At 69.7% G+C, this 16992-nt stretch carries 16 protein-coding genes; 8 read left to right on the forward strand and 8 right to left on the reverse strand.

The window, feature by feature from the left end; translation table 11 throughout:
• The gene (locus ABZY45_RS09565) at positions 1 to 372 is read left to right on the forward strand and encodes a WhiB family transcriptional regulator (RefSeq protein ID WP_356737834.1); all 372 of its coding nucleotides are present in this window, start codon (positions 1 to 3) and stop codon (positions 370 to 372) included.
• 230 nt (positions 373 to 602) lie between these two features.
• On the opposite strand, the gene glpX is transcribed toward ABZY45_RS09565, so the two are convergent.
• Entirely contained in the window at positions 603 to 1634 is a 1032-nt protein-coding gene (gene glpX / locus ABZY45_RS09570; protein ID WP_145803600.1) for a class II fructose-bisphosphatase, read from the reverse strand.
• 144 nt (positions 1635 to 1778) lie between these two features.
• On the opposite strand from glpX, the gene ABZY45_RS09575 reads away from it, so the two are divergent.
• Complete coding sequence (locus ABZY45_RS09575) at positions 1779 to 2300, forward strand: DUF4245 domain-containing protein (protein ID WP_356737836.1); 522 nt, start codon at positions 1779 to 1781, stop codon at positions 2298 to 2300.
• Between the two features lie 73 nt (positions 2301 to 2373).
• On the opposite strand, the gene ABZY45_RS09580 is transcribed toward ABZY45_RS09575, so the two are convergent.
• The 4 genes from ABZY45_RS09580 to ABZY45_RS09595 all read right to left on the reverse strand — a co-directional run bounded on the left by ABZY45_RS09580 (position 2374) and on the right by ABZY45_RS09595 (position 6306).
• Positions 2374 to 2964 (reverse strand): malonic semialdehyde reductase, encoded by a 591-nt coding sequence (locus tag ABZY45_RS09580; RefSeq protein WP_356737838.1) that lies wholly within the window; start codon positions 2962 to 2964, stop codon positions 2374 to 2376.
• Between the two features lie 348 nt (positions 2965 to 3312).
• The gene (locus tag ABZY45_RS09585; protein ID WP_356737840.1) at positions 3313 to 3567 is read right to left on the reverse strand and encodes an exodeoxyribonuclease VII small subunit; all 255 of its coding nucleotides are present in this window, start codon (positions 3565 to 3567) and stop codon (positions 3313 to 3315) included.
• 40 nt (positions 3568 to 3607) lie between these two features.
• Positions 3608 to 4819, reverse strand: coding sequence for an exodeoxyribonuclease VII large subunit (gene xseA, locus ABZY45_RS09590; RefSeq protein ID WP_356737842.1), 1212 nt, complete (start codon positions 4817 to 4819; stop codon positions 3608 to 3610).
• 143 nt (positions 4820 to 4962) lie between these two features.
• Positions 4963 to 6306 (reverse strand): APC family permease, encoded by a 1344-nt coding sequence (locus ABZY45_RS09595; protein ID WP_356737844.1) that lies wholly within the window; start codon positions 6304 to 6306, stop codon positions 4963 to 4965.
• An 87-nt stretch (positions 6307 to 6393) separates the two neighbouring features.
• On the opposite strand from ABZY45_RS09595, the gene ABZY45_RS09600 reads away from it, so the two are divergent.
• On the forward strand, positions 6394 to 7425 hold the full coding sequence (locus tag ABZY45_RS09600) for a 4-hydroxy-3-methylbut-2-enyl diphosphate reductase (protein ID WP_356737846.1): 1032 nt from the start codon (positions 6394 to 6396) through the stop codon (positions 7423 to 7425).
• 89 nt (positions 7426 to 7514) lie between these two features.
• Positions 7515 to 8252 carry a polyphosphate--glucose phosphotransferase gene (ppgK, locus tag ABZY45_RS09605; RefSeq protein ID WP_356737848.1) on the forward strand — a complete coding sequence of 246 codons (738 nt, stop codon included), beginning with the start codon at positions 7515 to 7517 and terminating at the stop codon, positions 8250 to 8252.
• Between the two features lie 26 nt (positions 8253 to 8278).
• Here ppgK and ABZY45_RS09610 read toward each other — a convergent pair whose 3' ends face one another.
• Positions 8279 to 8899 (reverse strand): DUF6542 domain-containing protein, encoded by a 621-nt coding sequence (locus tag ABZY45_RS09610; protein WP_356737850.1) that lies wholly within the window; start codon positions 8897 to 8899, stop codon positions 8279 to 8281.
• A gap of 231 nt (positions 8900 to 9130) precedes the next feature.
• Between ABZY45_RS09610 and ychF the strand changes: the two genes are divergently transcribed.
• The 3 genes from ychF to ABZY45_RS09625 all read left to right on the forward strand — a co-directional run bounded on the left by ychF (position 9131) and on the right by ABZY45_RS09625 (position 11178).
• Complete coding sequence (gene ychF / locus ABZY45_RS09615; RefSeq protein ID WP_145803583.1) at positions 9131 to 10219, forward strand: redox-regulated ATPase YchF; 1089 nt, start codon at positions 9131 to 9133, stop codon at positions 10217 to 10219.
• Between the two features lie 279 nt (positions 10220 to 10498).
• On the forward strand, positions 10499 to 10783 hold the full coding sequence (locus ABZY45_RS09620) for a hypothetical protein (protein ID WP_028438980.1): 285 nt from the start codon (positions 10499 to 10501) through the stop codon (positions 10781 to 10783).
• A complete protein-coding gene (locus tag ABZY45_RS09625; protein WP_037661709.1) occupies positions 10765 to 11178 on the forward strand; it encodes a PIN domain-containing protein in 414 nt (137 codons plus the stop codon). The genes ABZY45_RS09620 and ABZY45_RS09625 overlap by 19 nt, the downstream gene beginning before the upstream one ends.
• Positions 11179 to 11194: 16 nt before the next feature.
• Here ABZY45_RS09625 and ABZY45_RS09630 read toward each other — a convergent pair whose 3' ends face one another.
• Together ABZY45_RS09630 and ABZY45_RS09635 are read right to left on the reverse strand one after the other, a co-directional pair.
• Positions 11195 to 12586, reverse strand: coding sequence for a hypothetical protein (locus tag ABZY45_RS09630; RefSeq protein WP_356737853.1), 1392 nt, complete (start codon positions 12584 to 12586; stop codon positions 11195 to 11197).
• 139 nt (positions 12587 to 12725) lie between these two features.
• Entirely contained in the window at positions 12726 to 14474 is a 1749-nt protein-coding gene (locus tag ABZY45_RS09635; RefSeq protein WP_356737855.1) for a DUF6119 family protein, read from the reverse strand.
• A gap of 351 nt (positions 14475 to 14825) precedes the next feature.
• On the opposite strand from ABZY45_RS09635, the gene ABZY45_RS09640 reads away from it, so the two are divergent.
• Positions 14826 to 16973, forward strand: a complete 2148-nt coding sequence (locus ABZY45_RS09640) for a hypothetical protein (protein ID WP_356737857.1) — start codon at positions 14826 to 14828, stop codon at positions 16971 to 16973.
• The last annotated feature ends 19 nt before the right edge of the window (positions 16974 to 16992 follow it).

Raw genomic sequence — 16992 nt, forward strand, 5'->3', positions numbered from 1 at the left:
GTGCTGCATTCGCCGCATCAGCCCCTGCAGGTCGCCGCCGTTCCGTCCCAGCGCACTCCCGCGCGGGAGGACCAGGCGGGGCCCTGGCACTCGGAGGCGGTGTGCCGCCGGGACGAAGCCGGGCTGTTCTTCGCTCCGTCGAAGGAGCCTACCGCTGCCCGGCTCTCACGCGAAGAGGCCGCGAAGCAGGTCTGCGCGAGATGCCCGGTGATGGTCGAGTGCCGGGAGCACGCCCTCATGCAGCCCGAGCCCTACGGCGTCTGGGGCGGACTGACCGCCGCCGAACGCCGGGTGGTGCTCGCCCGGCGCCGCCGGCGGGAGATGGAGCTCAAGGCCGCCGCCCCGGCGGAACGCATAGCCGCGGCCGGCTGACCCTCGCGCGAAGGGATGTGGGGGCCGCCCGAGCGGGCGGCCCCCACATCCGTGCGGCCGGGTCTCCTGCGGCGGCGCGGTCACGCGACGCGGACACCCGGCCGTCCTTCTTGCCCGGCTCTCCTACCGGGCCCTTCGGCCGGGCTCTCCTGCCCGGCAGAAGGCCGTCCCTCGCGCTCGGCCCTTCGGCTCGGCGCGGTTGCCCGGCGGCCCAGCTGCTCAGCCGGCTGTTACTTGGCGCGGTCGAAGTCGATGGCGCTGTAGGCGCGCAGCTTCGACAGCCGGTGGGTCGAGTCGATCTTCCGGATCGTGCCGGACTTGGACCGCATCACCAGGGACTCGGTGGTCGCCGTCTCCGCGCGGTACCGCACACCGCGCAGGAGTTCGCCGTCGGTGATCCCGGTGGCGACGAAGAACACGTTGTCCCCGCTGACGAGGTCGTCCGTCGAGAGCACCCGGTCGAGGTCGTGACCGGCGTCCAGCGCACGCTGCCGCTCCGCCTCGTCCTTGGGCCAGAGCTTCCCCTGGATGACACCGCCGAGGCACTTTATGGCGCAGGCCGAGATGATGCCCTCGGGGGTTCCGCCGATCCCCATGAGCAGGTCGACGCCGGTGCCCTCGCGTGCGGCCATGATCGATCCGGCGACGTCGCCGTCGGAGATGAACTTGATCCGGGCGCCCGTCTCCCGGATCTCCTTGACGATGCCGTCGTGACGTGGGCGGTCGAGGATGACGACGGTGACGTCCTCGGGGGTGGAGCTCTTGGCCTTGGCGACACGCCGGATGTTCACGGACACCGGGGCGTTGATGTCGACGAAGTCGGCCGCCTCGGGTCCGGTGACCAGCTTGTCCATGTAGAAGACCGCGGACGGGTCGAACATCGCACCGCGGTCGGCGGCGGCCAGGACGGCGATCGCGTTGGGCATGCCCTTCGCGTTGAGCGTGGTGCCGTCGATCGGGTCGACGGCGATGTCGACCTCGGCTCCGGTGCCGTCGCCGACCCGCTCGCCGTTGAACAGCATGGGGGCTTCGTCCTTCTCGCCCTCACCGATGACGACGATGCCGTTCATCGACACCGTGGAGACGAGGGTGCGCATGGCTTTCACGGCGGCGCCGTCGGCGCCGATCTTGTCGCCGCGGCCGACCCAGCGCCCGGCGGCCATGGCGGCGGCCTCGGTGACCCGGACCAGTTCGAGGGCCAGGTTGCGGTCTGGGGCCTCCGGGGAGACCTCGAGCTGGGACGGCAGATGATGCTCGGACATCGGAGCGCACCTTTCTGTACGACGACGACCGGAAAAGAGGGTGCTGTGACTCTATCGGTAGGTCGATAAAATGAGCAGAGCGGGTCACGAATGAGCGGATGCCCGCTGGCGGGGCGCCCGGGGCCTCATGCCACCATTGGGTCCGTGGCAAGCATGCGAGGCAAGCAGACCGTCCGGGACATGTTCCTGTCGATGCTCGTGATCACCGCAGTGGCGGGCGTCGTCTACATCTTCATCCCGCACGACGACAAGGCCGACCCGATCAAGGCGGTCGACTACCGGGTCGAGCTCGCGACGGCCCGTCGCGCCGCGCCGTATCCCGTGGCGGCCCCGGCCGGGCTGTCGAAGGACTGGAAGCCGACCTCCGTCTCGTACGAGAGCCAGGCGGGTGCGGGCTGGCACCTGGGCTTCCTCGACCCGGACGGGCGGTACGTCGCCGTGGAGCAGTCCACGACCCCCGCGAAGAAGTACGTCCCCGAGGTCAGCCACGACGCCGAGGACACCGGCCGCACCCAGGAGGTCGCCGGCGAGGAGTGGCAGCGCTGGGAGGGCCCGAAGTACGACGCCCTCGTGCTGCACGCCGAGGGTGTCACCACGGTCGTCACCGGCTCGGCACCGCTGGAGAGCCTGACGGAGATGGCCGCAGCACTGAAGACGGCCTCCTGAGGTCCCGCGCGCATACGGAAGGACCCCCGACGGCGAGCGTCGGGGGTCCTTCCGTATGCGCGGCCCGAGGGGATCAGACGGTCGTGACGACCTCGTCGTAGGACAGGCGGGGCAGGCGCGGGAACCAGGCGTCCTCGCCCGGCTTGCCGATGTTGACGGCCATGAGCAGCTTGTGGTCGCCGTCCAGGAACTCCTTCTCGATGCCCGCGGCGTCGAAGCCGGTCATCGGGCCGGCGGCCAGGCCGGCGGCGCGGACGCCGATGATGAAGTAGGCGGCCTGGAGCGCGGCGTTCAGCGCGGCGGACTGCTCGCGGACCGGGCGCTCGGAGAAGAACGCGTCCTTGGCCTGCGGGAAGTGCGGCAGGAGCGCCGGGAGCTCCTCGTGGAACTCGTGGTCCGCGACCAGGAGGGCGACCAGCGGGGCGGCCGTGGTCTTCGGGCGGTTGCCCTCGGCCATGTGCTTGACCAGGCGCTCGCGGCCCTCGGCCGAGCGGACCAGGACGACGCGCAGCGGCGACTGGTTGAAGGCGGTGGGGCCGAACTTGACCAGGTCGTAGATCGCCTGGACCTGCTCGTCGGTCACCGGCTCGTCGGTGAACGTGTTGGCAGTGCGGGCCTCGCGGAAGAGGAGGTCCTGGGCGGCGGGGTCAAGAACGAGGGACATCTGGAGCGGTACCTTCCGAACGGATGAAGGGGGTCAAGTGATGTGATCACCGTACCAGGAATAGATTAAAGTTCAACTAAATCCTCCCCGGAGTGATCCACCGCACAGCCTTCGCCGTATGAGAACGCGATGCATGAGAGCGCGAGCATGAGAGCACGAGGCATGAGAGCGCGATGCATGACCCGCCGTCCGGGATCGCTGCGCTCGGGGAGCCCCTTGCAGCCGCGCCAGGGACCGCCGCGCCCGGGGGCCCAGCACCGCCGCGCTCAGAGCCCTCCGCAGGTCCGGCCGCCGTACCGATCCGCGCGGGAGTGTCTGCCGGCACCCGCCCCGACGAATCCGCGCCCCTCAGTCCGTGCCGCCGCCGTCCGCCGTGGGCTCCTCCGGGCGGGCCAGCGCCGCGTCCAGGCGGGCGCGCGCTCCCTCCAGCCAGTGCCGGCACACCTTCGCCAGCTCCTCGCCGCGCTCCCACAGGGCCAGCGACTCCTCCAGCGTCGTGCCGCCCGCCTCCAGGCGGCGTACGACCTCGATCAGCTCGTCCCGTGCCTGCTCGTACCCGAGCGTGCCCGTCGCGGCAGCCGTCGTCGTCCCGTCGTCCGTCATGCCGTCCACCCTATGCGCGGGGTCCGACAGACCCGGCCCCTCACTCCGCCACCCGTACGGTGAACTCGCCCTCGGAGACCCGCGCGCGCAGCTCGCCGCCCGGCGCCCCGGCCTCCCCGGGGGAGCGCACCACGTGACCGTCCGGCCGCTGGAGCACCGCGTACCCGCGCTCCAGCGTGGCCGCGGGCGACAGCGCGAGCACCCGGGCCCGGGTGTGCGCGAGCTCCGAATCCGCGCGGTCCAGCAGGTGCCCCAGCACTCGGCGGCTCCGTCCCACCAGCGCGTCGACCTCCGCGGCCCGCTCGTCCACCATCCGGTGCGGGTGCTCCATCGAGGCCCGGCCCAGCGCGTGCGCCAGCCCTCGCTCCTCCCGGTCGATCAGCCCTCGCACCGTCCGCAGGGCCCGGTCCCGCAGCTGCTGCACGCGGTCGAGCTCCTCGCCCACGTCAGGGACGACCTTCTTCGCCGCGTCCGTGGGCGTCGACGCCCGGACGTCGGCGACCAGATCGAGCAGCGGCGAGTCCGGCTCGTGCCCGATGGCGGACACCACTGGCGTCCGGCACGCCGCCACCGCGCGGATCAGCTCCTCGTCCGAGAACGGCAGGAGATCCTCCACGCTGCCGCCGCCACGGGCGACGACGATCACGTCCACCTCCGGCAGCCCGTCCAGCTCCTTGACCGCCTGGACCACCTGATTCACCGCGTGCACACCCTGCACGGCGGTGTTGCGCACCTCGAAGCGCACGGCGGGCCAGCGCCGCCGGGCGTTCTCCAGCACATCGCGCTCCGCCGCCGACGCGCGCCCGGAGACCAGGCCGATCAGCTGCGGCAGGAACGGCAGCGGTTTCTTGCGGTCCAGGGCGAAGAGGCCCTCGGCTGCCAGCGACTTCTTCAGCTGTTCCAGCCGCACCAGCAGCTCGCCGATGCCCACGGGCCGTATCTCGGTGGCCCGCAGGGACAGCTGCCCTCGGGGGGCGTACCACTCGGGCTTCGCGAGCACGACCACCCGCGCGCCCTCCGTCACCACGTCGGCGATCCGGTCGAAGACCTGCCGGAAGCAGGTCACGCTCACCGAGATGTCGTGGGAAGGATCGCGCAATGTCAGGAACACCACCCCGGCGCCCGGCCTGCGCGACAGCTGGGTGATCTGCCCCTCCACCCAGACCGCGCCGAGCCGGTCGATCCAGCCGCCGATCAGGCGTGACACGTCGCCGACGGGCAGCGGGGCTTCCGGGGACGTAGTGAGAGCCATACGGGCGAGCGTATCGGCCGCGACCGACAACCAGGGCTTTTCGTCCGGGCCGTGCCGGAGGGGCGCGGTTCCGGGCAGCTCAGGTCTCCCGGGGTCAGGGCCGCTCCGGTGCTCCCGGGTTCCGGGCCCCCCGGGGACGGACGCTAGGCGGGCCGCCGGCCCCACTGCACCGCCAGCACCACCAGCCCGATCCCCAGCCAGCACAGCCCGACCAGCTGGGCGCTCGTCGTCGCCTCCAGGATCACCGCGACCAGGATGGCCGCACCCACCACCGGCATCAGCACGTGCCGCCACCAGCTCGGCGTGCCCTCCATCCGGCGTACGGCGAACCAGCCCACCACCGACGCGTGCAGCAGCACGAACGCGGTGAGCGCGCCGATGTCCACCACCGACACCAGATGGTCGAGCCCGTCGTCGCGCCGGGCCGCCCACACCGCCGCCACCAGCGTCACCACCGCGGCCCCCGTGATCGCCACCCGCGGCACCCCGGATTTGGCGTCGACCTGGGAGAGGAACGAGGGCAGCCGCCGCTCCCTGGCCATCGCGAACACGAGCCGCCCGGCAGCCGCCTGCCCGGCCAGCGCCGCGAAAGCCGCGCCGATCGCCTTGCTCACGGCCACCAGGTCGTGCAGCCAGGTCCCGACCGAGGCGTCCACCGCGTCGTAGAAGGCTGAGCCCTGCTTCCCCGGATCCGCCGCCAGCTCCGCCGAGGAGACCGGTTCCAGCAGGGCCGCCAGATACGACTGAGCCACGAAGAGCACCCCGGCGAGCACCAGACAGAACAGCACGGCCCGCGCCACCTTCGCCGAGCCGCCCGTCACCTCCTCGGCGAAGGAGGCGATCGCGTCGAAGCCCAGATACGACAGCACCGCGACGGAGACCGCCCCCAGCACCGCGGTCATCGAGAACGCGGAGTCCCCGGTCAGCGGCGTCAGCCAGCCCCGCTGCGCCCCGTCCCTGACCAGCACCACCACCGCCGACACCACGAACACCAGCAGCACCACGATCTCCATGGCGAGCACCGCGAAGCCCACCCGGGCGGCCGCCCGCACGCCCCAGAGGTTGAGGGCGGTCGTCACGACGACGGCGATCGCCGTCCACACCCACCGCGACACCTCGGGCACCAGCGCGTTCATCGCGATCCCCGAGAAGAGGTAGGCGACCGCAGGGATGAGCAGGTAGTCGAGCATCGCCATCCAGCCGGCGATGAACCCGGGCCCTTCCCCCAGCCCCTTGCGGGCGTACGCGAAGACCGACCCGGCCAGCGGGGCGACGTGCACCATCTGCGCGTAACTGAACGCGGTGAAGGCCATCACGACCGTCGCCACGAGATACACCAGCGCCACAGCCCCTCCGGACTTGGCGTCCAGGGTGCCGAACACGCCGACCGGGGCCATGGGCGCGATGAACAGCAACCCGTAGACCACCAGGTCCCGGAACCCGAGTGTGCGGTGCAGCCTTCCCTCGTCCGTGCTGCTGCCGGCCATGAACCCTCCATCGCTTGATCGCGTACGCATCAGTCTCCCGACCACGCCGATCCGGCGCCTGTTCGGTACGGCCTTACGATGGGACGCATGACTGCTACGCCCAGCCCGTCACCCGCCGCCGCCCCGAGTGGAGGCGCTACGCGCCGCAGTAACACCCGCCGTGTCCTGCTCGCCGCGCCCCGTGGCTACTGCGCGGGTGTGGACCGCGCCGTGATCGCCGTGGAGAAGGCCCTGGAGCAGTACGGGGCCCCGATCTACGTCCGCCACGAGATCGTGCACAACAAGTACGTCGTGCAGACGCTCGAGAAGAAGGGCGCGATCTTCGTCGACGTGACCGCGGAGGTGCCCGAGGGCTCCATCGTGATGTTCTCCGCGCACGGAGTCGCCCCGACCGTCCACGCGGAGGCCGCCGAGCGCAAGCTCGCCACCATCGACGCGACCTGCCCGCTGGTCACCAAGGTCCACAAGGAAGCCGTCCGCTACGCCAAGGAGGACTACGACATCCTCCTGATCGGTCACGAGGGCCACGAGGAAGTCATCGGCACGAGCGGTGAGGCGCCCGACCACATCACGCTGGTCGACGGCCCCGAGGACGTCGCGAACGTCGAGGTCCGCGACGAGTCGAAGGTCGTCTGGCTCTCCCAGACCACGCTCTCCGTCGACGAGACGATGGAGACCGTCGGCGCGCTCAAGCAGAAGTTCCCGAACCTCCTTTCCCCGCCGAGCGACGACATCTGCTACGCCACGCAGAACCGTCAGATCGCGGTGAAGAAGCTGGCCGAGGACGCCGAGCTGGTCATCGTCGTGGGCTCCAAGAACTCCTCCAACTCGATCCGCATGGTCGAGGTCGCCCTCGACGCGGGCGCGCCCGCCGCCCACCTGGTCGACTTCGCCGACGAGATCGACGAGGCCTGGCTGGAAGGCGTCACCACGGTCGGCCTCACCTCGGGAGCCTCGGTCCCCGACGTCCTGGTCGACGGCGTACTGGAGTGGCTGGGCGAGCGAGGTTACGCCGACGTGGAGACGGTGAAGACCGCCGACGAGTCGATCACCTTCTCGCTCCCCAAGGAGCTCCGGCGCGACCTGCGCGCCGAGGCCGCCGCGCTCTCCGCCGGGTGACCCCGGCTCTCCGCCGGACGACCCGGGTGCGCTCCCCGGATCGACCCTCCGGGGAGTGACAGGCGCCACCTGCCCGTACCGTGGATCACATGGAGATTTTCGGTGTGGACATCGGCGGTTCGGGCATCAAGGGTGCGCCCGTGGACCTGGACCGCGGAGAGCTGGCGCAGGAGCGCCACAAGGTACTGACACCTCACCCGGCCACGCCCGACAGCGTGGCCGCAGGTGTGGCCGAGGTCGTCGGACACTTCGACTGGCAGGGGCCGGTCGGCATCACGTTCCCCGGGGTCGTCACCGGCGGCGTCACGAGGACCGCGGCCAACGTGGACAAGGGCTGGATCGACACGGACGCCCGGGCGCTGCTCAGCGACCGCATCGGCCGGCCCGTCACGATCCTCAACGACGCCGACGCGGCGGGCATCGCCGAGATGACCTTCGGCGCGGGCCGCGACCGCAAGGGCACCGTGATCATGCTGACCCTCGGTACGGGCATCGGCAGCGCGGTCTTCACGGACGGGCACCTCGTCCCGAACACCGAGCTCGGCCACCTGGAACTGCACGGTCACGACGCGGAGAAGCGCGCCTCCACGAAGGCCAAGGAGGACGAGGACCTCAGCTGGCAGCACTGGGCGCACCGAGTGCAGAAGTACCTGGTGCACGTGGAGATGCTGTTCTCGCCCGAACTCTTCATCATCGGCGGCGGCGTCAGCCGCAAGGCGGAGAAGTTCCTGCCGCTGATCGAGCACGTACGGGCCGAGATGGTGCCGGCCGTACTGCAGAACAACGCCGGGATCGTCGGCGCGGCCATGGCGGCCGCCGGCAAGTGAGCCCGGCCTGATCCGGAGGGGAAGCCCTACGGGCGGGGGCGGCGCGCGGCTGCCCGGTCGGCCCTGACCAGGTGCCGCTGCCGCTCCCGCATCTGCCGGATCTTCCGTACGGAGGCGATAAGACCCGCCACGAGCGTGCCCCCGTACAGCCAGCCTGCGTGGACGGCGAGCGCGGTCACGACGGCCATCGCCTGCCCGCCGAAGCCGCCGGTGCCCCCGGCGACGGGGATCACGCCCACGGCGAAGGCGATGGGCACGATGATCGGGGCGGTCACCAGGTCGGCGGGCCGGACCCAGTAGGCGGTGAGGGCGCTGACGAGCAGGAACAGCACCCCGTAGACGGCCTCGGAACCGCCGAGGAGCAGTTGGTCCAGGCAGGCCAGCAGGAACATGGTCAGGGCCGCGAAGAGCCCGGCACCGATGCCGGTCAGCCTGGGGTTGGGAAATCGCCGCAGCGCCAGCACCACGGGCGCCACGGAGCCCGGACGGGGCCCTGCCGCCCCCTGGCCCGGCGCAGGCGCGGGGGCGACCGCCACCGTCACCGGATAGGCGGACGCCGCCGTGCCCTCGCCGAGGCCACCGGGCGGGGGAGGCGACACCTGCGAGGGCTGCCTGCGCTGCGGGGTACGTGTCCTGTGCTGCTCCACCCCGACAACCTAGGTCGCGGGACGGTCTCCCGCGGGTGCGGGACACGCCCTTTGGATGACCTTGGCTCTGCGTTCGAGGCCACACGGCCGAAACACAACCGTTCGGCCCCGGGAAGGGCCCCGCGTCCGCACCCGTGACGGGGCGCCCGGCCCCGCCCGTAAACTGGAGAATCGGGTCCACGCGCGGCCCGCCCGCACAGCCCCCTCTCCTCACTTCAGGAAGTCGCCAAAGTGTCGCTCACGATCGGAATCGTCGGCCTGCCGAATGTCGGCAAGTCGACCCTGTTCAACGCCCTGACCAAGAACGACGTGCTGGCGGCCAACTACCCGTTCGCCACCATCGAGCCGAACGTCGGCGTCGTGGGCGTCCCCGACCCGCGCCTGGACAAGCTCGCCGAGATCTTCAACTCGCAGAAGCTGCTCCCCGCGACCGTCGACTTCGTCGACATCGCCGGCATCGTGCGCGGCGCGAGCGAGGGCGAGGGCCTGGGCAACAAGTTCCTCGCGAACATCCGCGAGTCCGACGCCATCTGCCAGGTCATCCGGGCCTTCAAGGACGAGAACGTCGTCCACGTCGACGGCAAGGTCTCGCCCAAGGACGACATCGAGACGATCAACACCGAGCTGATCCTCGCCGACCTCCAGTCCGTCGAGAAGGCCGTCCCGCGCCTGACGAAGGAATCCCGCCTCCAGAAGGAGAAGGTCGCGGTCCTCGCCGCCGTCGAGGAGGCCCAGAAGATCCTCGAAGCGGGCGACACCCTCTTCTCCAAGGGCATCACCGCCGGCACCGAGAAGGGCCGACTGCTCCACGAGCTGCACCTGCTCACGACGAAGCCGTTCCTCTACGTCTTCAACGTCGACGAGGACGAGCTGGTCGACGAGGACTTCAAGAACGAGCAGCGCGCCCTGGTCGCCCCGGCGGAGGCCATTTTCCTCAACGCCAAGATCGAGTCCGAGCTGATCGAGCTCGACGACGACGAGGCCCTCGAACTCCTCCAGTCCATGGGCCAGGAAGAGCCCGGCCTGGCTACCCTCGGCCGCGTCGGCTTCGACACCCTGGGCCTCCAGACCTACCTCACGGCAGGCCCGAAGGAAGCCCGCGCCTGGACGATCAAGAAGGGCGCCACGGCCCCGGAGGCGGCCGGTGTGATCCACACCGACTTCCAGAAGGGCTTCATCAAGGCGGAGATCGTCTCCTTCGAGGACCTCGTCGAGACCGGCTCGGTCGCCGAGGCCCGCGCGAAGGGCAAGGCGCGCATGGAGGGCAAGGACTATGTGATGCAGGACGGCGACGTGGTGGAGTTCCGCTTCAACGTGTAGCGTGTGGCATACCACCACTTCACTGATCTGGCAAACATGCAGGTCAAATAGGGTCTGGCTCTTCGGGGTCAGGCCCCTTTATTTTTACCGTGCTGGATAGGTGCTGGATTTCCTGACCTGTCGTCACCTGTCATCACCCCTGCTCACCCCTACCGTGCTGGATTCGTGCTGGATGGGATGGGGGTGCCCGTGCTGGGATTTGTGTGAGCGGGGCGCTGACCGAGCTGTGAGGTAGTGCGGACGTGGCGCTTTTCCTACTCGTTTGACACAATCGGGGGCATGGCTGAGGCGACGTACAGCATCGGGGAAGGGCCAGCGACGCGGGTGAGCTTGTCGCTGCCGGAGGGGACCGCGGAGGCGATCCGGGCTCGGGTGGGCAAGCGGGAGTTCTCCGCGTTCATCGCCGAGGCGGTCGAGCGTGAGCTGCGCGGGCAGGTCCTGGACGAGTACCTGGCGGACTACGAGAGCCGCAAGGGGCCGGTCTCCGAGCCGGCTCGTCAGCGGGCGCGGCAGGTCTTCGACGAGGTGTTCGCCGAGGAGGCCGAGTGGCCCGCCGCAGGCTGAGTCACGAGGGGACGCTCGTCCTCGACAGCGAGGGACTCTCGAAGCTACTCGCTGACGAAGAACAGGTGGTGGCTCTGATCGCTGAGGCGCGCTCGCGTGGCATGGAGGTCGTGATCAGTGCGCTCACCATCATCGAGGCCGTCCACGCTCGTACGAACAAGTCACGCCTAAACTGGGTGCTTTCCGGGCTGCGGGTCGTCCCGGTCGGTGACGAGGAGGCGAGGGCTGCCTCGAAGTTGCTGATGAATGCCGGGTTGCACGGACACAAGTACGCGATCGATGCGGCCGTCGCCGAGGCCGCGCTGCGACAGCACCGCCCCGTGGTCATGCTGACTTCCGATATTGACGACATGGCCAAGCTGTGCGGCGAGCGGGTCCGGCTCGTGGCGGTGTGATTTCCCTTGGTCCGGCTCAGTAGGAGCGGGGTCCGTAGGGGCTCCAGTGACCGAGGAAGGGCTTGAGGTCGTCGCCGCTGGGTTTCGGCGGCGTGGGCAGTTTCGGCGCTGAGGCCGATTCGGTGAGGTTTTGGAGGTGCGCGTCCGCGAACGCGAGCCACGCCTCGACCTCGGCCCGCTCCTGCCCGGGCGGAAGTGTTGTGGCATGGACGCCTACTGCTGCGACGTATTCAGTCAGGCGCCTGGCCTGGTACCAGGTGTCTGCCTGTTTTCCGAGTTGTTTGACACAGTAGGCGTGGGCGTAGGCGGCGTGGGCTTCCTGCATGGCGGCTTCCCAGCGCTTTTGCTGTACCTCTCTGGCTTGCTGGTCTGCAAGGCGTTTGCGTTCTGCGGCTTCGCCGCGGAGTCCGACCTCCTGCACGATCTCGGCGAGTTGTTCTTCCAGAGGCCGGTCGGGGAGATCTGCCCATTCGCTTGCACGGTGCGGGCTGCCGCCGCGGAGTATGAAGCGTAGGCGGCTGGAGGGGGTGTAGTCGAAGCGGGGGATGCGCATCCATGAGTGCTTCTTGGCGTCGGCGAGTTCCTTGTCTGTGGGGACGTGTTCGCTGCGGTCCTGTTCTTGGAGGACGAGGAATCCGACACTTTCGCCGTGGGCGGTGATGGAGAAGTGCGGTGGTGCCTTGCGGCGCCGATGGGGCGGGGGCGCGCCCTCTGCGGTTCCGAGCGATGCCTTGTGGCCTTGGGCTGTGGTGGCGGCGATGAGGGTCTGGATGATGCGCAGGGCTCGGCCCTGGAGGGGTTTGGTCAGGCCCATGGGCTGCGGCTGCTTTTGGAGGGCGGCCACGACGGCATGGGGTTTGGTGAGTCTGGCCGGCACAGGGAGCGGGGTGAGTTCCGCGAGGCGCCAGGCAGGGATGTCGACCAGCTTGATCTCGTAGCCGCGGTGGGTGCGGTATCCGTGGATTTCCTGCGTGTGGGGGATCTTGCCGGACTTGCGGGCGGCGTTGACCCGTGACGCCCAATTCACCGCGTGCGGGCCGGATTCGATGGGCTTGATGAGACAGCCGTCGTTCGCAACGGCCAGTTCATCGAGTAGCTGGTCCGCGTAGTTCGCAAGGGCCTTCGGCACGGCTCGGGGGCGCGGCGGTGCCGATTTTCGGGCGGGGCGCTCCGGCGGTCGGGTGCTCTGCTCCACGGGGCGGATGCCGCGTTCGATGAGATGCTGCCGCCCCTTCTCGGTGAGGTGGGCGCTCCAATGCCCGCGGCGTTTGATGACTTTGATAAGCCCTCGGTTCTGCAGGGCTTGTCCGCTGGTCTTGTACGTGCTGTCTGGCCAGACTCCGTCGGGACACCCTTGGCCCACCCAGCCGAGCACTGCCCGCTGCCGCTTGTTGAGGTCCTGTTCCATGTAGCCTCCCGCCGTCCCCTGGGTGCCCTGACCCCGGAGACGATGCCCGCTGCCCTTGCGGGAATTCTGGGTTGTTGAAAGGACTCCTCGTTCGGATGAGAGATATAGAGGGCGTGTTTACGGCGAGAGTCCCGGGCGGCTACGCAGCCTCGTCGCGCATGGCGGACTGGGCCGACTCGCTTTCGACGCCGATGACTTCGACGGTCACGCCGCGAGCGGCGAGGGCCTTCGCGGTCAGGGCGAGGGTGATGGCGGAGAACGGGAAGAGGGAGTCCGGCGTGAGCTTGGCTCCGTCCTTCAGAAGGATCGCGAAGACGACGCGGCGCGGGGTGAAGTCCTCGGGGATGCTGCGGGACGGATCGCTGTTGACGTGTACGGACCGGGCGAACTCCGCGCGTACGGCCGCGTTCTCGAAGAGGAGCTCAACGGAGACGCGCGCCTGGCTGAACAGGTGACTCAGCGGGCTAGAGGAGTGCGCGGGCTTCACGAGGACAAGAGTGTCGTCCTCGGTGAACAGGTCGCAGATCTCGACGGAGTTGCTTGCCCGAAAAGGGTTGTGGACATTCTTCTTGTCCAGGCAGACCCAGCCGCGACGGGCCTGGGCGGCCAGCTTGTTGTAGTCGCCTTCGTCTACGGGACGCATCACGCGCATACCCTCCTTGTTGAGCTTCTCGACGAGCGGCCAGCGGGGGAGATCGACGGAGGGCGCGTCGGGGAACAAGGGAGCCACGGTCTCGTTGACGTTGCGCAGGTAGCCCGCCCCGAGCTCGTACCACTCACCGTCGAGCAGACAGAACGTGCGGGAGCTGAGGGAGAAAGTGGCCTCGATCCACTTCATGGCGGTTTCCTTGGACAGGGCTTCCAGGGAGGCGGTGCGCGGGGCGAGCGCGGTCCGTGCGGAGAGCGTGTCACGAAACAGTTCGACGGTGCCCTGCCGGAGCGCCGTGACGCGGGCGCCTGCCTTGATCACACGGGCCCGCTCCAGGACGTAGTCGAGACTGAACTCGTCCCGGAGGTGGGGCGGGCAGGACCCGATCTTGATGGTGCAGGCGGTGGACCGGGGCAGGTCGGTGCTCTGGGAGAAGGGGACGGCGGTGATGATCCGGCCGTCTGCGGGACGGCCGAGCGTGGCGTCCAGTTCCGCGTCGAGCGCGTCGATGAGGGAAGGGTCCTTGACCGCGGTGATGTGCTCGACGAAGGCCAGGTCGGGGTGGGGAACGACGTGCTCGCAGATCGCGGCGATGGCGCGGATGTCCTTGATCAGTGTGGCGGGGGTGGTGCCGAGTTTGATACGGAGACCGATGCCGCCCTCCGCTGTCATGGCCCCGTTCCTGGTGCCGCTCCCTGCGGTGAGGTCGACATCGTCGAGGTAGCCGCCGAGGTGGCGGATGATCCGCCCGTGGTCCCGGAGGCCGAGTGCCGGTACGGAGGCGCCGGCATGGACCAGACAACTGTCGATGCGCGCCTGGCCGAGGACGCTGGCAGTGAAGTCCCGCACCTGCCGCGGGTTGATGGCGCGGATACCGAAGGACAGACCGAAGCGCGCGTCCTTGAGCTGGGTGGGGAGAAGCCGGTACCCCTGGTCGAAGCCGATCGCGTACACCGCGCCGTCGACGGCGAGCATGAGCAGTGCGCCGGTGCGCTGCTCGCTCTGCAGCAGGTCCGACCCGTCGGTGAGCCGGAGGACGTCCTTGACCCAGGCGGCTTCCTCCTTCGCTACGGCGAAGGACACCGCGAGGGCGGGAACTCCCATGTGATCGCTGACGTCGCGCACGACCGCGTCCAGGGTGTCGAGGGCACCGACGTCGAGGGCTTCGAGCATCGACTCAGGGGTCGCCTTGACGTGGGTCAGGCGGTACAGGGTGCGCTTCGACGCGGTGCTGGACACAGAGGCCTCCTGGGGCGAGGTTGCGGTGCGGTTCGGTAACACAAGCGGCCTTACGGGGCGGGTGGTGTCGAGGAGGACAGGGGTGAGTGCCCGGCAAGGGAGCAGAGGTGCGGCGATGAGGACGCCGGTGCGGTCGGACTCGTATGGGGTTGGCGTCCCGGCGGGTGGTGCCGGGGTGATGGTGACGAAGGTGCCAGAGGATTGGAGTCAAAATGTTTCGAGAACCTGATAACCCTGGTTATCAACCGCTGGCCAAGCTGAAGGTTCGACCGGCTGTAGCGTGTGAGGTGCCCTGGGAGAACGTTCTCGACCGAGAGCACCGGGCAGTCGTCACGAGGGGAGCGGAACCGCATGGCTGGCACACGTGAAGCAACCGCTCCCATCCTGCCCGAGGAGATCTCCTGGCGGATCAGTTACGCCGAAATCGGGACCTTGGCCCGGGTCCAACGTCCCGTCGTCACCACCTGGGCCCGTCGGCACGCGGATTTCCCCGAGCCCGTCGCTTACGAGGGGGCCAGCCCGCTCTTCGACGGCCGTGAAGTCGCCGAATGGCTTCTGTCCACCGGCCGCGGCAACGCTGACGCCGACCAGATCCGGGCGGAGCTTGTGCTGCACACCCTGTCCGCCTGGCGGCGCGCGATCCCCGCTCGCACGCTGGTCGACACGGTGACCGCGCTGCTCTGCCTGCGTCAGCTCCTCGACGAACCCCTCTCCGGCCTGCCCTGGCAGACGATCCTGGAGCGTGCCGCCGAGACCGACTTCGACGACACCTTCCTCCAACGTGAGCTGAGCGATCTGCCGGACGCCGAACGGCAGGGTCCTCTGCTCGCCGTGCTCGCCGACCAGCTCACCGAGGCCGCCTACACCCCGGCCGAAGCGCTCGAACGGGTCATGGACGCACGTCGCCGCCTGGGCTGCGACGACCTCGTCGCCGATGAACCGATTCCGCTGGTGAGCCGCACGATGGCCCGCCTGACCGGCCTCGCGCGGCTGAACGAGCGCGAAGAAGGGGCAACGGCCGCCGTCCTGCATCCCCGGAGCGGCGATCTACTGGTCGCCCTGGGCGAATCCGTGTCCGACGCCGAGGACTCACCTTTGTTCCTCTCCGCGGACTCGATGCCGGACCTGGCCCGGCTCGCCCGCCGCCGCCTCATGGCACAGGGCGTCCAGGAATTCGAGATGGATCTTGCCGACGGCGAGGAACTGGCCACGGAAGACTGGGGATACCCGCACGTCATCGCCTGCTGCCTGCCCTATGAGGCGGCCGAGACCCGCAGCCCGCTCGCCGTCCTGCAGCGCCTGCAGGATCTCACCGACCTCCTTGCCGAGGACCGCACGGCCGTCGTCCTGGGACCCGCCGACGCGCTCGTCCGGCCCCTGCCCGCACGCGGGGAAGCGGACCGTCTGCGCCGGGACTTCCTGGAACAGCACCTCCTCAAGGCCGCGATTAGCCTCCCCGAAGGCGTACTCCCTTTCCGCCCGGCCCACCGCACCGCGATCTGGATCCTGCACCGCACCCCCGAAGACAAGCGCACCGGCCAAGTCCTCCTCGCCGACCTCTCCTCACGCAACCTCACCCCGCAGACTCTGGACGCGCTGGCCGAGGACATCGACATCTTCCGCGACGCCGGCTGGCGGGCGGACAGCCGCCACGAACCGCGCAACGCCGCCGTTGTCCGGGCCACCGCGCTGACCAGTGCACCCGGTGCCGCGTTCACCCCGCAGCACCGCCCGCCCGCCGACCGCTACACCCGCACCGTCGTCGAACGCCCGGCCCGCATCTCCGAGACCGAACTCCGGCTCCAGCAGCTGATCGACGCCACCCGTAGCGCACTCGACCACGCGCCCATGATCCGCGCCAACGCCGTCCTGCGCCCCGACGACCGGCCGGCCCGCCGCACCACCGTGGCCCGCCTGCTCAAGGACCGCCGCCTGCGCCGACTGCCCGGCCACCGCATCGCCGCCGAACACCTCCTCACCGGCGGCGCGGGCCACTACACGGTCCTTACCCCGGCCGAGATCACCGGCAGTGCGCCGGTCGACAGTCACCGCATCGACCGCGCCATACTCCTCAACACCTACGAGCACGCCTACTTCACCGAACCCGGCGACATCGTCGTCACCGCCACCCCGAGCTTCGGCGCGTACGTCGACGACGAGGGCCTGTCGGTGGTGGCCTTCCCCGCCCGCCTCCTGCGCGCACGGTCCGACGCTGAGCATCCCGTACGGCCTCGCGTCCTGGCGGCGCTCCTGCGCTCGGCGGCCACCGAACACCGGCGGGTGAGCGGCGCGGTCCGCTCCGCCCGCCGTATAGAAGACCTCCTCATCCCAGACCTCCCCGACGACGAGGCCGAGCGTTATGACGCCCTCCTGTCCGACATCGCCCGCCGCACGGCCCTGCTGCGACAGCACGCGGCGGCCCTCGACGACCTGACCTCCCTGACCGCCGCCGGCCTCGTCGACGGCACCCTGACCCTCACCGAACCCCCTCTCGTCTGATCTCTCGTCCGACTCTTGA

It is taken from the genome of Streptomyces sp. NPDC006516 (assembly GCF_040611875.1).
In the GTDB taxonomy this organism is placed as follows: domain Bacteria; phylum Actinomycetota; class Actinomycetes; order Streptomycetales; family Streptomycetaceae; genus Streptomyces.

Excerpts from the sequence above, each read along its gene's own strand:
- ABZY45_RS09585 (WP_356737840.1), bottom strand. The coding sequence starts at position 3,567 with ATGACGGACGACGGGACGACGACGGCTGCCGCGACGGGCACGCTCGGG.
- ABZY45_RS09595 (WP_356737844.1), bottom strand. The coding sequence starts at position 6,306 with ATGGCCGGCAGCAGCACGGACGAGGGAAGGCTGCACCGCACACTCGGG.
- ABZY45_RS09620 (WP_028438980.1), top strand. The coding sequence starts at position 10,499 with ATGGCTGAGGCGACGTACAGCATCGGGGAAGGGCCAGCGACGCGGGTG.
- ABZY45_RS09630 (WP_356737853.1), bottom strand. The coding sequence starts at position 12,586 with ATGGAACAGGACCTCAACAAGCGGCAGCGGGCAGTGCTCGGCTGGGTG.
- ppgK (WP_356737848.1), top strand. The coding sequence starts at position 7,515 with ATGGAGATTTTCGGTGTGGACATCGGCGGTTCGGGCATCAAGGGTGCG.
- ABZY45_RS09640 (WP_356737857.1), top strand. The coding sequence starts at position 14,826 with ATGGCTGGCACACGTGAAGCAACCGCTCCCATCCTGCCCGAGGAGATC.
- ABZY45_RS09600 (WP_356737846.1), top strand. The coding sequence starts at position 6,394 with ATGACTGCTACGCCCAGCCCGTCACCCGCCGCCGCCCCGAGTGGAGGC.
- xseA (WP_356737842.1), bottom strand. The coding sequence starts at position 4,819 with ATGGCTCTCACTACGTCCCCGGAAGCCCCGCTGCCCGTCGGCGACGTG.
- ABZY45_RS09580 (WP_356737838.1), bottom strand. The coding sequence starts at position 2,964 with ATGTCCCTCGTTCTTGACCCCGCCGCCCAGGACCTCCTCTTCCGCGAG.
- glpX (WP_145803600.1), bottom strand. The coding sequence starts at position 1,634 with ATGTCCGAGCATCATCTGCCGTCCCAGCTCGAGGTCTCCCCGGAGGCC.